Source organism: Halomonas mongoliensis (genome assembly GCF_052496345.1).
Map to the genome: position 1 here is coordinate 815338 of NZ_CP199288.1, position 15124 is coordinate 830461.

17 protein-coding genes are annotated in these 15124 nt (G+C 60.2%); 4 read left to right on the forward strand and 13 right to left on the reverse strand.

What is annotated here, in order from left to right; all coding sequences use genetic code 11:
- Positions 1-155: 155 nt before the first annotated feature.
- Both ACRYRV_RS03735 and ACRYRV_RS03740 read right to left on the reverse strand, forming a co-directional pair.
- A complete protein-coding gene (locus ACRYRV_RS03735) occupies positions 156-1100 on the reverse strand; it encodes a pirin family protein (protein ID WP_444985921.1) in 945 nt (314 codons plus the stop codon).
- Positions 1101-1202: 102 nt separating this feature from the next.
- Entirely contained in the window at positions 1203-2018 is an 816-nt protein-coding gene (locus ACRYRV_RS03740) for a DODA-type extradiol aromatic ring-opening family dioxygenase (protein ID WP_444985920.1), read from the reverse strand.
- A 61-nt stretch (positions 2019-2079) separates the two neighbouring features.
- Here ACRYRV_RS03740 and ACRYRV_RS03745 point away from each other — a divergent pair, with 61 nt between their 5' ends.
- The 3 genes from ACRYRV_RS03745 (at position 2080) to ACRYRV_RS03755 (ending at position 3804) form a co-directional block, all read left to right on the forward strand.
- Positions 2080-2448 carry a LysR family transcriptional regulator gene (locus ACRYRV_RS03745; protein ID WP_444989514.1) on the forward strand — a complete coding sequence of 123 codons (369 nt, stop codon included), beginning with the start codon at positions 2080-2082 and terminating at the stop codon, positions 2446-2448.
- A gap of 59 nt (positions 2449-2507) precedes the next feature.
- A complete protein-coding gene (locus ACRYRV_RS03750; protein ID WP_444985918.1) occupies positions 2508-2906 on the forward strand; it encodes a gamma-glutamylcyclotransferase family protein in 399 nt (132 codons plus the stop codon).
- Between the two features lie 139 nt (positions 2907-3045).
- Positions 3046-3804 carry a methyltransferase domain-containing protein gene (locus ACRYRV_RS03755; protein WP_444985917.1) on the forward strand — a complete coding sequence of 253 codons (759 nt, stop codon included), beginning with the start codon at positions 3046-3048 and terminating at the stop codon, positions 3802-3804.
- A 125-nt stretch (positions 3805-3929) separates the two neighbouring features.
- On the opposite strand, the gene ACRYRV_RS03760 is transcribed toward ACRYRV_RS03755, so the two are convergent.
- The 11 genes from ACRYRV_RS03760 to ACRYRV_RS03810 all read right to left on the reverse strand — a co-directional run bounded on the left by ACRYRV_RS03760 (position 3930) and on the right by ACRYRV_RS03810 (position 14680).
- Positions 3930-4109: a Txe/YoeB family addiction module toxin gene (locus tag ACRYRV_RS03760; protein ID WP_444985916.1), complete on the reverse strand. Its 180-nt coding sequence runs from the start codon at positions 4107-4109 to the stop codon at positions 3930-3932.
- On the reverse strand, positions 4048-4332 hold the full coding sequence (locus ACRYRV_RS03765) for a type II toxin-antitoxin system Phd/YefM family antitoxin (protein ID WP_444985915.1): 285 nt from the start codon (positions 4330-4332) through the stop codon (positions 4048-4050). Before ACRYRV_RS03765 ends, ACRYRV_RS03760 begins: the two co-directional genes overlap by 62 nt.
- Before the next feature lie 565 nt (positions 4333-4897).
- The gene (locus ACRYRV_RS03770) at positions 4898-6316 is read right to left on the reverse strand and encodes an IS1380 family transposase (protein WP_444986195.1); all 1419 of its coding nucleotides are present in this window, start codon (positions 6314-6316) and stop codon (positions 4898-4900) included.
- Positions 6317-6400: 84 nt separating this feature from the next.
- Complete coding sequence (locus ACRYRV_RS03775) at positions 6401-7411, reverse strand: hypothetical protein (protein WP_444985914.1); 1011 nt, start codon at positions 7409-7411, stop codon at positions 6401-6403.
- A 101-nt stretch (positions 7412-7512) separates the two neighbouring features.
- Positions 7513-8322: a hypothetical protein gene (locus ACRYRV_RS03780; protein ID WP_444985913.1), complete on the reverse strand. Its 810-nt coding sequence runs from the start codon at positions 8320-8322 to the stop codon at positions 7513-7515.
- A gap of 43 nt (positions 8323-8365) precedes the next feature.
- Complete coding sequence (locus tag ACRYRV_RS03785; RefSeq protein WP_444985912.1) at positions 8366-9640, reverse strand: PIN-like domain-containing protein; 1275 nt, start codon at positions 9638-9640, stop codon at positions 8366-8368.
- 76 nt (positions 9641-9716) lie between these two features.
- Positions 9717-10481, reverse strand: a complete 765-nt coding sequence (locus ACRYRV_RS03790; protein WP_444985911.1) for a hypothetical protein — start codon at positions 10479-10481, stop codon at positions 9717-9719.
- 302 nt (positions 10482-10783) lie between these two features.
- On the reverse strand, positions 10784-11812 hold the full coding sequence (locus tag ACRYRV_RS03795; RefSeq protein WP_444985910.1) for a nuclease-related domain-containing protein: 1029 nt from the start codon (positions 11810-11812) through the stop codon (positions 10784-10786).
- Positions 11813-11964: 152 nt separating this feature from the next.
- Positions 11965-12729, reverse strand: coding sequence for an anaerobic ribonucleoside-triphosphate reductase activating protein (locus ACRYRV_RS03800; protein ID WP_444985909.1), 765 nt, complete (start codon positions 12727-12729; stop codon positions 11965-11967).
- Positions 12730-12754: 25 nt separating this feature from the next.
- Positions 12755-12916, reverse strand: a complete 162-nt coding sequence (nrdD, locus tag ACRYRV_RS03805) for an anaerobic ribonucleoside-triphosphate reductase (RefSeq protein ID WP_444985908.1) — start codon at positions 12914-12916, stop codon at positions 12755-12757.
- A 42-nt stretch (positions 12917-12958) separates the two neighbouring features.
- Entirely contained in the window at positions 12959-14680 is a 1722-nt protein-coding gene (locus ACRYRV_RS03810) for a ribonucleoside triphosphate reductase (protein WP_444985907.1), read from the reverse strand.
- 141 nt (positions 14681-14821) lie between these two features.
- On the opposite strand from ACRYRV_RS03810, the gene ACRYRV_RS03815 reads away from it, so the two are divergent.
- The gene (locus ACRYRV_RS03815) at positions 14822-15115 is read left to right on the forward strand and encodes a DUF503 domain-containing protein (protein ID WP_119023280.1); all 294 of its coding nucleotides are present in this window, start codon (positions 14822-14824) and stop codon (positions 15113-15115) included.
- Positions 15116-15124 lie beyond the last annotated feature (9 nt).

Consider the following 15124-nt stretch of genomic DNA (forward strand, 5'->3'; position numbering starts at 1 on the left):
TGCCGAGCGGCTCGGTGTCCAGATCAGCCCCCGATTCTGGCATGGGGCCGCCCGTCAGGCTAGCGATGACACCGCCGTGCTGGCGGTGATGGCCACCTTCGCCACGTATATAGCGCAATGCCTGCTACCTCTCTGGCCAAGCAGAACCTGGGGAACTACCCCTTCCAGGGCAGCGGCGGCGGCATCAACCGTTCGTTGTCGTTGAAGCCGGCCACCCGGCCAAAGCGCTCACCGCCGGCCTCCCATTCGCGCTGGGCCTCGGCGATCTCCGCCTTGCTGTGGCCGACGAAGTTCCACCAGATCAGCACCTCCTCGCCCAGCGGCTCGCCGCCGATCAGCAGCACCCGGGCGCCTGCCGGCAGGGCCAGGGTCATCGCGTCGCGCCCGCGGCCCAGGTAGGCCAGCTCGTCCACGGCGAGCGCCTCCCCTTCCAGGCTCGGCGCCCCCTCCAGGGGCAGCAGGGCGTACTCGAACTCGGGCCGCAGCGGCAGGGTCAGCGTTGCCTCGAGCTCGGCGGCGAGGTCCAGCCCTACCAGGGGCGAGAAGGTGAGCGTGGGCGCCTCACGGCCGGCAAGTTCGCCCACCAGCAGCGTCAGGGTGACGCCCTCCTCCTGCCAGGTCGGCAGCTCGGGGTAGTGGTCGAAGCGCGGCGCGGTATCGCGATGGACGTTCGGCAGGGCGATCCACAGCTGGGCCGCATGGAGCTGCGGGTCATCCGGCAACGACTGCTCGGTGTGGCTGATGCCGCGCCCGGCGGTCATCAGGTTGACCTGGCCCGGGCGGATCACCTGCTCGCTGCCCCGGCTGTCGCGGTGCAGCACCTCGCCGGCGATCATCCAGGTGAAGGTCTGCAGGCCGATATGGGGGTGCGGCCCCACCTGCATGCCGCGGCTGTCGCCCTTGAACACCGCAGGCCCCGCATGGTCGAGGAAGCACCAGGCCCCCACCAGGCGGCGCTGCCGCGACGGCAGCACCCGATGGATGGGGATGCCGCCCACCTCGGCCGCGCGGGCCGGCACATGCTGCACCTGGCGGCGGCCCTCCACCACCGGGCAGTCCAGCGACGATGACGCCGTGGCGTCCTTGATCTGGTTGCTCATGGAGCGCTCCTCGGGTTCGTGATCTTCAGGCCTCACCATAGCCCACCCTGGTGCCGGCGACGCCAGCAGCTCTCCGCCAGTGCCGCGCTCGGGTTGCCATAATCAGCCGAAGCGGAAGGCCGACAGCTGTGTCTCGAGCACCCGCTCCGAATAGACCTTCTGCCCGGCCTCCTGCCCCGCCGCACCCGCGGCGACCATCAGCGGAATCAGGTGCTCCTCGTGGCCGGGCGGGTGGCAGCGGTGCGCATGGGGCCCCTGGGCCCAGTCCCCCAGCGCCGCCTGACGCTTGGCCGGCGCGGCCTCGACCGCCTCGGTCAGCCAGGCATCGAAGGCTTCCGAAGGAGCGGTGAAGTTGGGGTCGCCATAGCCGCGCATGTTGTGAAAGCTCATGCCGCTGCCGACGATCAGCACGCCCTCATCGCGCAGCGCCGCGAGCGCCTCGCCGGCGGCGAGGTGGGCCGCGGGGTCGAGATCCTGGCGCAGCGACAGCTGCACCACCGGAATGTCCGCCTCGGGGAACATCAGCTTCAGCGGAATGAACATGCCGTGGTCGAAGCCCCGTGGCTCCCGATGGCTCGCCAGGCCGGCGGCGGAGAGCAGCGACTCGACGCGCTCGGCGAGTGCCGGCGAGCCGGGGGCGGGATAGTCGAGCCGATAGGTGTGATCGGGAAAGCCGTAGTAGTCGTAGATGAGCTCCGGCCGCTCGCCGGAGGTGATGCTGAAGTCCTCGGCGAGCCAGTGGGCCGAGACCATCAGGATCGCCTTCGGACGGCTCGGCAGGGTGGCCGCCACACCCTCGAGGAAGTCGGCCATGCCGCTCCAGGTGCCGGGCGGGCTCCACTCCATGAAGAAGCAGGGCCCGGCGCCGTGGGGAATGAACAGGACCGGCTGGGCGGCGGAAGCGTGAACGTCTTGCATGATCTTGCTCCAAGGCCTGTGGCCAGTGACGGGGAGTGAGAATCACTATAGCTTCACCGGCATGCGCGTCTTCGTCGAGGCCGCGACCCGCGGCAGCCTCTCGGCGGCCGCCCGGGCGCTTGAGATGTCGCCGGCCATGGCCACCAAGCATATGGACGCCATGGAGGCCCGCCTGGGCATCAAACTGCTCCATCGCACCACCCGGCGCCTGTCGCTGACGGACGCCGGCAGCGAGCACCTTGCGGCCTGTCGCCGCCTCCTGCAGGAGCCTCGGAGTCCCCCTGCCAGCAGGGGCCGGTCAGGGCTAGGCGGCAGCCGGATGCGTAGGGTCTGCCGCCCAGCGGCGGCTGGCCAGCGCGATGGGCCAGCCGCGCAACGAACGGCATGCGATCAGGAACCGGCCTTGAGGCGGGCATCGCCCCGGCGGTGATACGCCAGCGGAGAACGGCTACCATGGACCCCAGCTCTGCCCCGTGGAGATCCGCCACCATGACCGCGCCTGTCTTCGCCATCACCCGCACACCGCTGGTCGCCGTCTACGGCACCCTCAAGCGCGGCCTGCGCAATCACCACTGGCTCGACGGCGCCGAGTTCCTGGGCAGCGACCGCCTGGCCGACGTGACCCTCTACGACCTGGGCCCCTTCCCCGGGGCCAAGCTCGAGCCCTCCCGCGGGGTGGAGATCGAGGTCTTCGAGGTGGACGCCCGGCTGCTGGCTGACCTCGACCGGCTGGAGGACTACCGGCCGCGCCAGCCCCACCTGGGGCTCTACGACCGCGCCGTCCACCCCACCGCCTTCGGGCCCGCCTGGCTCTATCTCTACAACCCCGAGGTGACCGGCTGCGAGCCCATTCGCCAGGGCGGCTGGCGGCCGCGCCCGCATCCCTGACGCCTCCCCCACTGCCACTCGGAGCCCGCCCATGTCTCGCGCCCTCGACATTCCCGCCGCCGACGCCCTGTACCACCGGCGGCTGGCCATGCTGCTGGAAGAGACTCTGTAGTGCCGCCACCCGAGGAGCGAGCCCGCCATGAACGAACTGGAGCTGTTGGCCGACCTGCACCGCCACAACGAACGCCAAGGCCCCGGAGGCCAGGCCGAAACCCGGCTCGCGCTCCAGCTCGCCGGGCTCTGCGGGCGGCGCGACCTCGCCATCGCCGATCTGGGCTGCGGCACCGGCGCCTCGACCCTGGTGCTCGCCGAGGCGCTCGATGCCGAGATCTTGGCGGTGGATTTCCTCGAACCGTTTCTCGACGTCTTGAAGGCCCGCGCCCTAGAGGCCGGCCTGGCCGAGCGCATTACCCCCCGCCACGCCTCCATGGAGGCACTCGACTTCGCGCCGAAATCGCTGGATGCCATCTGGTCCGAGGGGGCGATCTACAGCCTCGGCTTTGAGCGCGGCGTGCGTGAGTGGCGCCGCTTTCTCAAGCCCGGCGGCATCCTGGCGGTCTCCGAGCTAACCTGGCTGACCGAGCAGCGTCCGGCCGAGCTCGACGCCTTCTGGCGCGCCCAGTACCCCGAAGTGGACACCGCCTCGGCCAAGCTGGCCGTGCTGGAGCGCCACGGCTACTCCCCACTCGGCTACTTCGTGCTACCGCCGCACTGCTGGCGAGAGCACTACTACCGCCCGCTGCAGGAGCGCTTCCCGGCCTTCCTCGAGGCCCATGGCAACAGCTCCGCCGCCCGGACCATCGTCGAGGAGCAGCAGCAGGAGATCGAACTGTACGAACGGTATGGCGAGTATTTCGGCTATGGGTTCTATATCGCCAGGAAGGTCGATCGAGAATGACGAAGGTCAGTCGCTGACGAGCTGGAGAGGACTTCCAGAGGGCACGGAAAGAACATCGGGCCTTGCACCCTTTCGACGCCACAAGCCGTCGTGGACACTGACCGATAACAGCCTCGGCCTGTGCATCACTCGTAGTGGCTCCAGAGCCGGAGCACTTTCACGACTCGCTTTTCGTGATACACCAGACGATGCTGGATATTGATGCGACGCGAGTAGGCCCCCGCAAGATCGCCGACCAGCTTTTCAAACGGTGGCGGCCTGCGGTGTGGGGTGTTTGCAATCAGAGTCACCAGTCCAGCCCTCATCACATTCCTCCACAGGGGTGGCCATCCCTTCGCGAATCGACTCGCGCATGCCGGGCACAGAGAGCAGATAAAGCGTTTCCTGGATGGCCGCCCAATCTTCCTCGGAGACCAGGACCGCCCGGTTCCGCTTGCCCATGATGACGATTGGCTGGTGGGACTCGGCGGTCTCGTCAATCAACCGATACAGGTTGCTGCGGGCCTCGGTTGCGGTGATGCAGGTCATGGGGCACCCCTTGCCTGTCCAGTTATCAACCAGAATGTACGCCTTCACGCCCTACATCAAGGTGCTCGCCTTGTGTGAAGGGTGGCGGACCTCACACCCTAAGTTCAATGCGCTCGAAGGCCGGCACCAGGGTCTCCACCAGGCTTCCCGGCCTTCCTCAAGGCCCGTGGCTACAGCCCCGCCGCACGGGGCATCGCTAGAAGCATCGGTAAGAGATCGAGCAGTACGAGCGTCACGGGGAGTATGATTGCCAGGAAGGGTGCTGGAGGGTGACGAAGCCAGGGCAATAGACAGCCGCTTACGGCCAGGAGCGGCCATTGAAGATATTCTTATCCCGCCTTATTCATGAGAGCGCGGGCTGAGTGGATTATCAGCCCTCGCTGCCAATACCGAACCATCGGCACTGCGTTGGCAGCATGAGAATCCGCTGCCATATGCAAAAACAGCGCATCTTTCCGTTATGTTTATAGCCTACAGGAATGGACTGCCGTCATTCATGCAGCCGTCATCATCAGCCGAGGTGGGGCTGCTGTACGCATGGATCGGTGGTGGTATCGCCGACGAGTCAGTCCAGCGCGGTCAGCTTTGGCAGCCCCTTCAGCAAGGCAGGCCACCATTTGTCAGCCGCATCACCGAGGTGAATGGTGATGCGCCGAGCGTGAAGCGAGAGCGTCGCCGCTACCTTGAGCACCTGCTCGCGCATCCGGCTCAGACTCCAGCCCTGCCGGGTCTGACGCACCAGCAAGCAGCGCAGGCCATGCAGGACCTGATAGGCGTAGAGGCTCAGTAGCAGGCTCACCTCGTTGCGGGCCATGACGTCCTGGACCGTGGAGGCACCGCGATCCGTCGACGACAGGTGCACGTCCAGCGCCGATTTCACCTCGCCCATGTGGGCCTCGGCGCTGCCGCGCTTGCGATAGAGCGCCAAGACCTTTTCCGGCGGCCAGTCGAACTTGCCGAGGTTGGTGACCAGGAAGAAGGCATGCAGCAGCAAGTCATCGGGGCGCTCCTGCACCACCAACACCACGCGTCGTGGCGCTGGCCAGGAACCGGCTTGGTATTCAAGGTCATAGCACCATTCGCGAGGCTGTTCGGGCGGTCGGCCGCGGGGCCGCTTCAGGTAGGGCGCCGCCAGTGTCTGCAGGCCCTTGTGGCTGCGCAACCGGCCCAGATACTCGATGTCGCGCGTTTCCAGGGCCTCCAAGGTGTCATTGTCGGTAAATCCGGCATCGGTGCGCACCCGAACCTGGGCGCCGGTGCTCTCGTTGAGCCGCTTCACCAGATGGGGGATCCAGGTGTCGGCGTTCTCGGCCGGACCGGCGTTGCCCTCTCGCAGCAGGCCGCCCACCATATCACCGGTCTCGGCCAGCGAGGCCACCAGCGGCGAATAGATCCGGGTGCCGTACAGGCCATGATAGGCCGAACCGCCCTGGTGGCCGTGAACCTCGATCGGCAGGCCGTCGATGTCCAGCGTCAGCTGCTTGGGACGCTCGCCGTTCTTCAGCGCGGTCAGGCGCCAGACCACCAGCCGCAGCAGGCCCTCGTGCACGGCATCGATGTTGTCGTTGCGGCCCAGGCAGGTGAGCAGCCTGGACAGCGTGGCTTGAGAGGGCCGGTCTTGGGCCAGGGGCGTCAGCCCACGCGCATCACTGCAGGCCAGCTGCCAGAGCGGATCACGTCGCAGCGTGTCGGTATCGCTGAGATCGATCCAGCCCATCGCCCGCTGTAGCACCAAGGTGCGTATCTGGCTGGCCAGCGAGTGGCGAATGCGCAGCGGATGGCGCGGATCGACCAGGTTGTCGTCGAGCGCCTCGATCACGCCGCTGCTGTCGAGGGCTTCCCGCAGCAGCAGCGCGCCGCTGTCGCTGGTGGTGCGTTGGCCGTCGAGCTCAACGCGGATGGACCCGTTGCAGGACGGAATCCAGGGAGATACGCTTTCACCCATAGCGGATGGCTCTCTTGGATCAGGTTCTTGGCGGAACACACTGATTTTACAAGAGAATGCCATCCGCTATCTTCGTTTTCAGGCCGGCCTCATGAATAAGGCGGGCTTATGTATCGTTCACCATCAGCTGCGGGAGGAACGACCGTCTGCTGCATGGCTTTGTTGGGTATTGTCGACATGTTCGATAACTCTCGGCCACTTCTCTGGAGGTGCTTCCAAGCGACTCGCAAGACTTTCACTGAGCCATTCACAAAAGCTCTTGTATTCGCCCCGCATCCAATGTCCAGCTCTAGATTTTTTAAGAGCGTATCGAATGGTAACTTGCTGACTCGTTAGCCAGCATCCACTTTCTGAATCACTTACTGTCGTATAATGGCCAATATCGTCAACACAAGTAGCGCCATTCCCGGGAAAGACATGCACTTCGAAGATAAAGTTGGGATTATTAACGACAACCTTATTTTCTTTCACATCAATACTGCTGAATTTCGGCCAAATCGCATAACCATCCAACCAATCTTCCATGTTATCCTTTTTAGAAACACCCCGAACATCTATCGTCTTGAATTGGCATTCATTTTTCAGTATTTCATCGCGCACAAATACCCTTTCACCCTGAGCACCAGCTGGCTGACGAAAGTTCACCTGCGAACCCAGTGGGATTGACACTCCCGTAATTCGCCAATCTCTAACAGTCGACGTAAGATGATCCACGACATTCAAAATTACTAACTCACTCGGCGCAATGGAGAGTCTTTCTCGACGGTCAGCCGTACGAATTTCGTTTAGCTTTATTAACCCGTCTCTTTTAGCCTCCATCAATCCAGTGCATAGACTCATGAAAGCGCGCTCATGATCAACCAGGCAATTGATCGGCTCCCAGTTCAACGAATATATCACCCTGGTGCTAATATCCTTCTCACCAATTTCGGCTTTGAGATCATAGAATATCGTGTACGCGAGAATTAAAGTTGCGCCAAAAGCCGTGAGCCAGCTCGCAGGAACAGCTTTAACACCCATATTTGGGATTACTATCTTAAAAAAGAGAAACAGCAGGCCAGAAATTATTAGGATCAGCACGATGCTTTCGAGAAAGTATTCGTGCGATCTCATCTTTGTGAAAGCTTCAAGCATTTAACCGTCCTATGCAGCGCAATAAACTCAATCGATCTGCAGTTTCTACCCAACACTGGCAGCAGGGGCGCGACGTCAGGAGCGTCCCCTGCCTGCCCTTGTTAGCTGCTCGAATAGCCAAATTTTTCTTTGAGCTCCGCTAAGAGAAAGACCTTAGGCGTCACCGTGACCCCTAGCTGGCTTCCAGTAGCTGAAAACTTTTTAGAAATTTCACTCATTTGGTCTTTTGTTAACAGGCTCTCATCTTCCATTACAATGGCAAAAATAATCTGAAAATTCTTCCAGTTGAACCTCTTCAGCCTTTCGGCAATTGCCTTTAATCCCTTATCGAAAGTCAAAATGTTTATCCGACTTCTTACGTATTTTATTTCAACAACGTAAGCCTGATTCGCCGACACGAACATTCCATCAATACCTGTATCGCACCCTGGCCCAATACTCACATGACGATTGATTGATACATTGTAGAGTGTTTCAAGCTCTCTAAAGGCAAGCTCTTCTGCCAAAAGAATAGACTGCATTAACTGATTATTGTTTTTAGGGCCAGACTTAGGTGGATTTGTTTTCGCTATATCACTCTCATTTTCTCTAATTTGTTGCACCTCAGACTCTATTCTTCTTTTTTGCTCCTCTGGCGAAAGAATCCTTATGAAGCCTTCATCATTCCTGAAATCTGAAGGTGAATATAGCTTTGCATGGTGCTTACTTACCAGCCAAGTGAAAGCACCCAGCACAGAAAAAGGGAAAATTTCCAGGAACCAGACAAGAACCGTTTTGTGGCTCTCAAGTAAAGATTCACCTGAAACACCAAGAACTAGGCCAGCTATCCCATAAACAAGCACGATAAATAATGCGATTATGCCAAGCGGATTTTTTGATAGCTTTGTTGCCGTATCTCCGAAGTTTTCCATCAGATTCCTTGGTTTTAAGCTAACGCAAAAATCAGCGGCGAGTTCACGAGTCCGCTGAATTGTCTTGTTCAATGACATTCATCCGATGGGCAACTTCTTTTTCTAGCTCCATCATATGGATTTGCATTTCTTTATACTTCATGGATGAGTTTTCAAGGTTCTTTCTAACTCTCGAGTACTCCTCGGATAGAGTTGCATAATGATCCATAAACGGTTCGAATTCAGGGTTATCTATGCCCTCTCTCAGTAGATGCTCTTGATGGTGCCGCATATCGCTTCTTACTGACTCCAACTCTTGCATACGCTGCTGCAACATATGACGTTCTTCTTCGTATGCCATCATCTTATTCTTACTTCGCTCTAGTTCTTGGAATAAATGACTCATCTCACTTTTTCGCCGTTTTAGGTATTCCATTTCCCTCATCCGTTTTTGAGCTATTTTATCCCTTCTCCTAACTTCTCGAATCTCCTCAACTATCTCGTCACTTACTTGCTCATCTAGGTTTTCTCTAGCCAACTCTAGAAAGCGATCCGCTTGATACATGTGAAAAGTCTTATTCGTACGATCTTTGAACTCTTTTACCAATTCAGGGCGTGGCCCAACGGTCTTCCCTTTAAACTTTTCCCACCAGTCTTCTTTCTTGTCATCAGTGACTAAAACTATGCCTTTTTCAGAATTTATCGCTTGATCAATGACTTGCGTCCAAACAATTAAATCGCCGTACTTCCTGCACTTCTCTGTGAATATATCGCTGTCACCTGACTTAGCTCCATCTTTGAAGCCAGGTGGTACTTTTTGCTTATATCTTTCTTCTCCCTCAGCAATTAATTCGACAAGTTTTTCCTTGTCATATGGCTGTCCGACTCTATTCTTGAATATTTCCGAAACCGACGATTTTATTTCATCATTTGAAATTCTGTTGGTATGAACCGACCGGTTTTTGTCTAGTTCCTCGCAAAGGTCATCAAATACCTTACTTACTTTAGCCATAGTTCTGCTGCTGACAAAAGGGTGTTGGCGAGCATTCTCAAGATCGCTGCGTAAAGACTGGATCGACTTCTTTGTATCATCGTAAGATCTTTCTTGCTGATCTATAACGGAAAGTCGATTGTTTAAGTACTCTTCAGCAGCTCTATGGGGAATCCAAACTCGATCTTTAATCTTATCAAGAATACGTAAAAATTCTTTGCGAGTAGTGTCGGAGTATCGATACAGATTTAGAAGGATGTTGGCATCAAAAACAAATAGTGAGGTATCCCAAACCTCCCGAACCTTTCCTTCACTCTCTTTAAAGTGACCTGGGAACAAATCCTTCATGCTACCTCCTCATTGAACGCGAAGCGGCGGCCCGACAGGGGCGTCCGCCTTACGCGTTTTGTTACACCCATGGTGCTCACGACTCATTGCGCGCAGGCTTGGAAGTGGAAACCAACTGCTTTCCTAGCCAGGTTAATCTCCATCGGGCCAGACCTGAGCGAAGGGAAATGGCGCTTGCTGCGACAAGCGTCGCAAAGAAGACTCCAACGATCGGTAGCTCTGTGGGCATCCCAAATTTTTCGGCAAAGTAGTAAAGGAAAACAACTGACAGCCCGAGGCTGGATGCAAAAACCCCAGCGAAAGCATAGTCTTTCTCTAAAATATTCCTGCTTTCTAAACTTTTTGCGAGGAACCTGTCTTCAGAGTGGATTGCCCCCCCCAAGAGAGGAAGTGTAGGAGTCCGGGAACGCATTTCTACTAAGAATTTGGCTTCCAAAGGCGTCAAAGATTTTAGCGCCTCGATCACTTCGGAAGAACATGACTGTCCCCTAGCCGCTTTTGCGAGAAGATCTCGCCAAATCGAGCTGAGCTCCTCATCTTCCGGATCTACATCTTGTACCCCGGACATCCATTCCTCGAAAAAAGACAACTGCTTCAAGGACGGGGTACTTGCAGTCTCTGGCGGTGGCTGATCACTCAGCTGTTCTCTAACGGCGTGTATGTGGGCGTTGAGATTCTTCTCTCTTCTTTCACGCTTCCAGCCTTCGACGGAATCTTTGACCAAATCTCTTAACTCAGTACCAAGGCATTCAGCAGTTGGCATAATAAGAGCGGATATTGCTGGGGTTAGAGATAGAGATTTAGGTTTTTCCCGCTCTTCTAAACTTACGTCATCAGTCACAAACTACTCCTTGGTGTAACAGGTATTAGACCGCACGCTTGATATTCCACTTGAACGCGCACGCGCGTTCAAGAATGTTATGCTGCGCGCTCGCCCGCCTCTTATCTTATTGAAGATACTGGAAACTAAGTGTAGCTCGGCCACATAATACCAATCATCGCACATGCCGCATATCCCCAATGAACGTGCTCGCTGACTTTGCCGGCATGTCCGCTTTGGGTCGATAGCGGCTATTCGCCCGATAAATCGGGCTCCTACAGTAAGCATGGAGATGAGCAAAAAGCCTTGGTCGTGATCTGCCATTACGTACTCCCCTCTACCTGGCGATAGACCAAATATTGATGGTCGCATTTCCGGCAGGCGGCCGTGTAGCTCGGGCCATCCTTCGAGACTCTGACGTTCTTCCAGCCGCAGGCAGGGCATGAGGGCTGCTTCATCGAGGTATTGGTATTGCAGCTGCCGCACTTCACGTAATAGCCGTACTGGCCATACATGCCCACCAGGTTGTCGGCTTCGCCGCATTGCTTGCAGGTCAGCAGCTTTTCGGTGGGAACGGCAGTGTCTGCAGGTGACTCTGCGGCAAGACGCTCGGCATCAGTCACCACATAGCTCCTCGGAGCCGGCTCACTGACGGGGGCGGCACTGGGAATCGGCTCGTTAAGCGCTGTCACCTGCGCCGGCTTCTCGGATTCTGCCTGCACCGTTGCGGTATGCGTCAGGAGGAAGGTGCCGATATTCTCGAGCTCTTGCATCGAGAACCAGGGCCGCCCCTTGAGCAGGCCACCTCTCAAACTGCCAATGAGTTCCTTCGCTTTCTTGGCCACAAACTCGGTCTTGACCACCTTGTCGGCCACGTCCTTCGGCATCTGCTTGCGATGCAGGATGGCGGTGCTGGAAACAGCACAGAGCGTGCGCCATTCACGGCCGCCAATCTGCGTCTGGATGCCCAGAAGCTTGCCCAGCAGTTGTCCCACATGGTCACGCAGCAGGGCCTTGAGCAGGTCCTGCTGCAGCTCTGCCTGGCGAATCGGCGAGGGCATGCCGGTCCAGTTGCTCTTGTAGCTGCGAGACCACTCCCCTTCGGCGTTGACCTGCACCTCGCCAACGATGCTCTTGGACTCAATGATGATGAAGCCGTAGGGGTGAATCACCAGGTGGTCGATCTGGGCGCGCTCGCCGCCGTGCTCGATCACCAGATCGTGGATGATGCGAACCTGCTGGCTGTCGCCGAACTCTCGGCGCAGGTGAAAGGCCACGTCCTGCTCCTGCTTGTGGCCATAGTAGCCGCGCTCATCGGTGCCGCTGTAGGCATCCTTTTCCTTGAGTATCATCGGTAGTTACCCGCGTATCTTGAACCTGGCTGCTCTGGCCTACCGCTCTTTGGGCGGCGCCATGCCGGCAACAATCTGTAACCTAGCAGCCTGGCACCAAAGTGCCCTGAGCACCAGTGGGCAAAGGCTTACAAGGCAGTGTCGTCTTTGGCTTACGCCCTCAGTTCAAGACGCTCGAAGGCCGGTGCCAGGGTCTCGACCAGCGCGTCCAGTTCGCCGAGCGTCGGGGCGCCGGGCACCGGCCGGCCATAGGCGGGGTCGAGGCAGCGGCCGGGGCGGGCCACCTGCAGGGCGTAGCGGGTCACGCCCCTTTCGGCGAGGTCGAGGGCCAGGCGACGCAGGCTCTCGAGGTCGAAATCCCGCCAGTGAACGGTGGTGCGGCACTCGAAGGCGATGCCGCTTCTCAAGAGCAGCTCGAGGCTCTCGGCGTGGGCGGCGGCAAGGCCGGGGCGGCCGACGATGACATCGAAGCGCGCCGCCGGACCCTTCACATCGAGCCCCACCCACGCCAGGTGCGGCAGCGTCTCGGCCAGGCGCCGCGGGTAGACCCCGGCGGTATGCAGCCCCACCTTGAAGCCGAGCGCTTGCGCCCGGGCGGCGGCGACGGGCAGGTCGGCATGCAGGGTCGGCTCGCCGCCGCTGAAGACGATGCCGTCGAGCAGCCCCTGGCGCCTGGTCAGGAAGGCTTCCACCTCGGCCCACTCGCCGGGTTCGGCGCGGCGTGGTTCGAGCATCCCGGGGTTGTGGCAGTAGCCGCAGCGCAGCGGGCAGCCCTGCAGAAACACCACGCAGGCCAGGTGGTCCGGGTAGTCCAGGGTGGTCATGGGGGTGAGGCCGGCCACGGGCAGTCGTGGCCGGTTAGTTTCAGGATGGGGCATGGCGGTCATCCGGCCGAGCGCCCCCTGTCGCTCTGGCATGGAGGGCGCTCTGTGTGACGGTGGGTCAGGGGGTGGCGGCCTGCTCGCTGAAGTGGCGCCGCTCGCGGTGCTCGGACTGCTTGCCGCGGTTGAACTGGCTGACGGGGCGGTGATAGCCCATCACCCGGGTCCAGACCTCGCAGCGCTGGCGCACTTCGGTGGGCAGGCTCTCGACGCTATGACGCATGGGATGCTCCTTTTCGGGTTGGTGATATTGCGGGGAAAGGCCTCAGGCCGTGGCATCGGCCCGAGCATGCTTTGCCAGAAGGGCGTCATCGCACTTCGGGCAGAACTCGTGTTCGCCGGCCAGGTAGCCGTGCACCGGGCAGATCGAGAAGGTCGGCGTCACGGTGAGATAGGGCAGGCGGAAGCGGGAGAGCGCGGTCTGCACCAGCTTGCGGCAGGCCGCCGGTGAGGAGAGCCGCTCCCCCATGTAGAGGTGCAGCACGGTGCCGCCGGTGTAGCGGGTCTGCAGCGGGTCCTGGTGCAGCAGCGCCTCGAAGGGGTCGTCGGTATAGCCCACCGGCAGCTGGCTGGAGTTGGTGTAGTAAGGAGAATCCGGAGTGCCCGCCTGGAGGATGCCGGGGTAACGCTTCTGGTCTTCCTTGGCGAAGCGGTAGGTGGTGCCCTCCGCCGGGGTCGCCTCCAGGTTGTAGAGGTGACCGGTGGCCGCCTGGAACTCGCGCATCCGCTCGCGCATCTGCTCCAGCAGCTCGATGGCCAGCTGCTGCCCCTCGGGGTTGGCGATATCGAAGCGGTCCTCGAAGAAGTTGCGCACCATCTCGTTGAGGCCGTTCACCCCCAGGGTGGAGAAGTGGTTGCGCAGGGTGCCCAGGTAGCGGCGGCTGTAGGGGTAGAGGCCGTCATCCATCCATTGCTGGATGCAGCCGCGCTTGATCTCCAGGCTGTCGCGGCCGAGCGCGAGCAGCCGGTCCAGCTCCTGGAAGAGCCCCGTGCGGTCGCCGGCGAAGCGGTAGCCCAGGCGCGCGCAGTTGATGGTCACCACGCCCAGCGAGCCGGTCTGCTCGGCGCTGCCGAACAGGCCGTTGCCGCGCTTGAGCAGCTCGCTGAGATCGAGCTGCAGCCGGCAGCACATGGAGCGCACCATGTGCGGCTCCAGGTCCGAGTTGAGGAAGTTCTGGAAGTAGGGCAGCCCGTACTTGGCGGTGAGCGCGAAGAGCCGCTCGGCGTTGTCGCTCTCCCAGGGGAAGTCCGGGGTGATGTTGTAGGTGGGGATAGGGAAGGTGAACACCCGCCCCTGGCAGTCGCCCTCCTCCATCACCTCCAGGTAGGCGCGGTTGAGCAGGTCCATCTCGGCCTGCAGCTCGCCGTAGGTGAAGGGCTGCTCCGCGCCGCCGATGATCGGCACCTGGTCGCGCAGGTCCGCCGGGCAGGTCCAGTCGAAGGTGAGGTTGGTGAAGGGGGTCTGGCTGCCCCAGCGCGACGGCACGTTGAGGTTGTAGATGAACTCCTGCACCGCCTGCTTCACCGCCGGGTAGTCGAGGGCGTCGCGGCGCACGAAGGGGGCCAGGTAGGTATCGAAGGAGCTGAACGCCTGGGCGCCGGCCCACTCGTTCTGCAGGGTGCCGAGGAAGTTGACCATCTGCCCCAGGGCACTGGTGAGGTGCCGGGGCGGCGCGCTCTCCGCCCGGCCCGGCACGCCGTTGAAGCCCTCGATCAGCAGCTGGCGCAGCGACCAGCCAGCGCAGTAGCCGCTCAGCATGTCCAGGTCGTGGATATGCAGATCGCCCTCCCGGTGGGCCTCGCCTACCGCGGCGGGATAGACTTCATCCAGCCAGTAGTTGGCGATCAGCTTGCCCGAGGCGTTGAGGATCAGCCCGCCCAGGGAGTAGCCCTGGTTGGCGTTGGCGTTGACGCGCCAGTCGGCGCGCTGCAGGTATTCGTTGACCGTCGAGGCGACGTTGACGGCGCCGGTCGGCTGGCGTTGCATGGGTGTTCCCTCACTGGCCGATTAACCATATATGGTGCTTTTTCTTCTATCAGGCACCATATGTTGTGCCAGAGAAGGGTAGACACCCGGGCGAGACGGGGAAATGATCCAGGTCAGGAAAAGAGCGAAGGAGGGGTCAGGATGCATATGGGGATTCTCACGCTGCATATCTCGCTGCCCGGCTGCCGGTCGCTGAAGGAGAAGCGCCAGCGCATGGGCGGCCTGCACGAGCGCTTCGGGCGCAACCCGGCGGTGGCGGTCTGCGAGAGCGGCGAACACGACCGGCTGGAGGCGAGCGAATGGACCTTCGTGGCGGTGGCCAACGAGGGCCCCAAGGTGGAGGCGCTGCTCGGCGAGATCGAGGACAAGGTCCAGCGCACCGTGGATGGCCGGGTGATGGAGGCGACGCGGGAGATGCTGCAGGGCGGCCCGTAACGCCCGCCC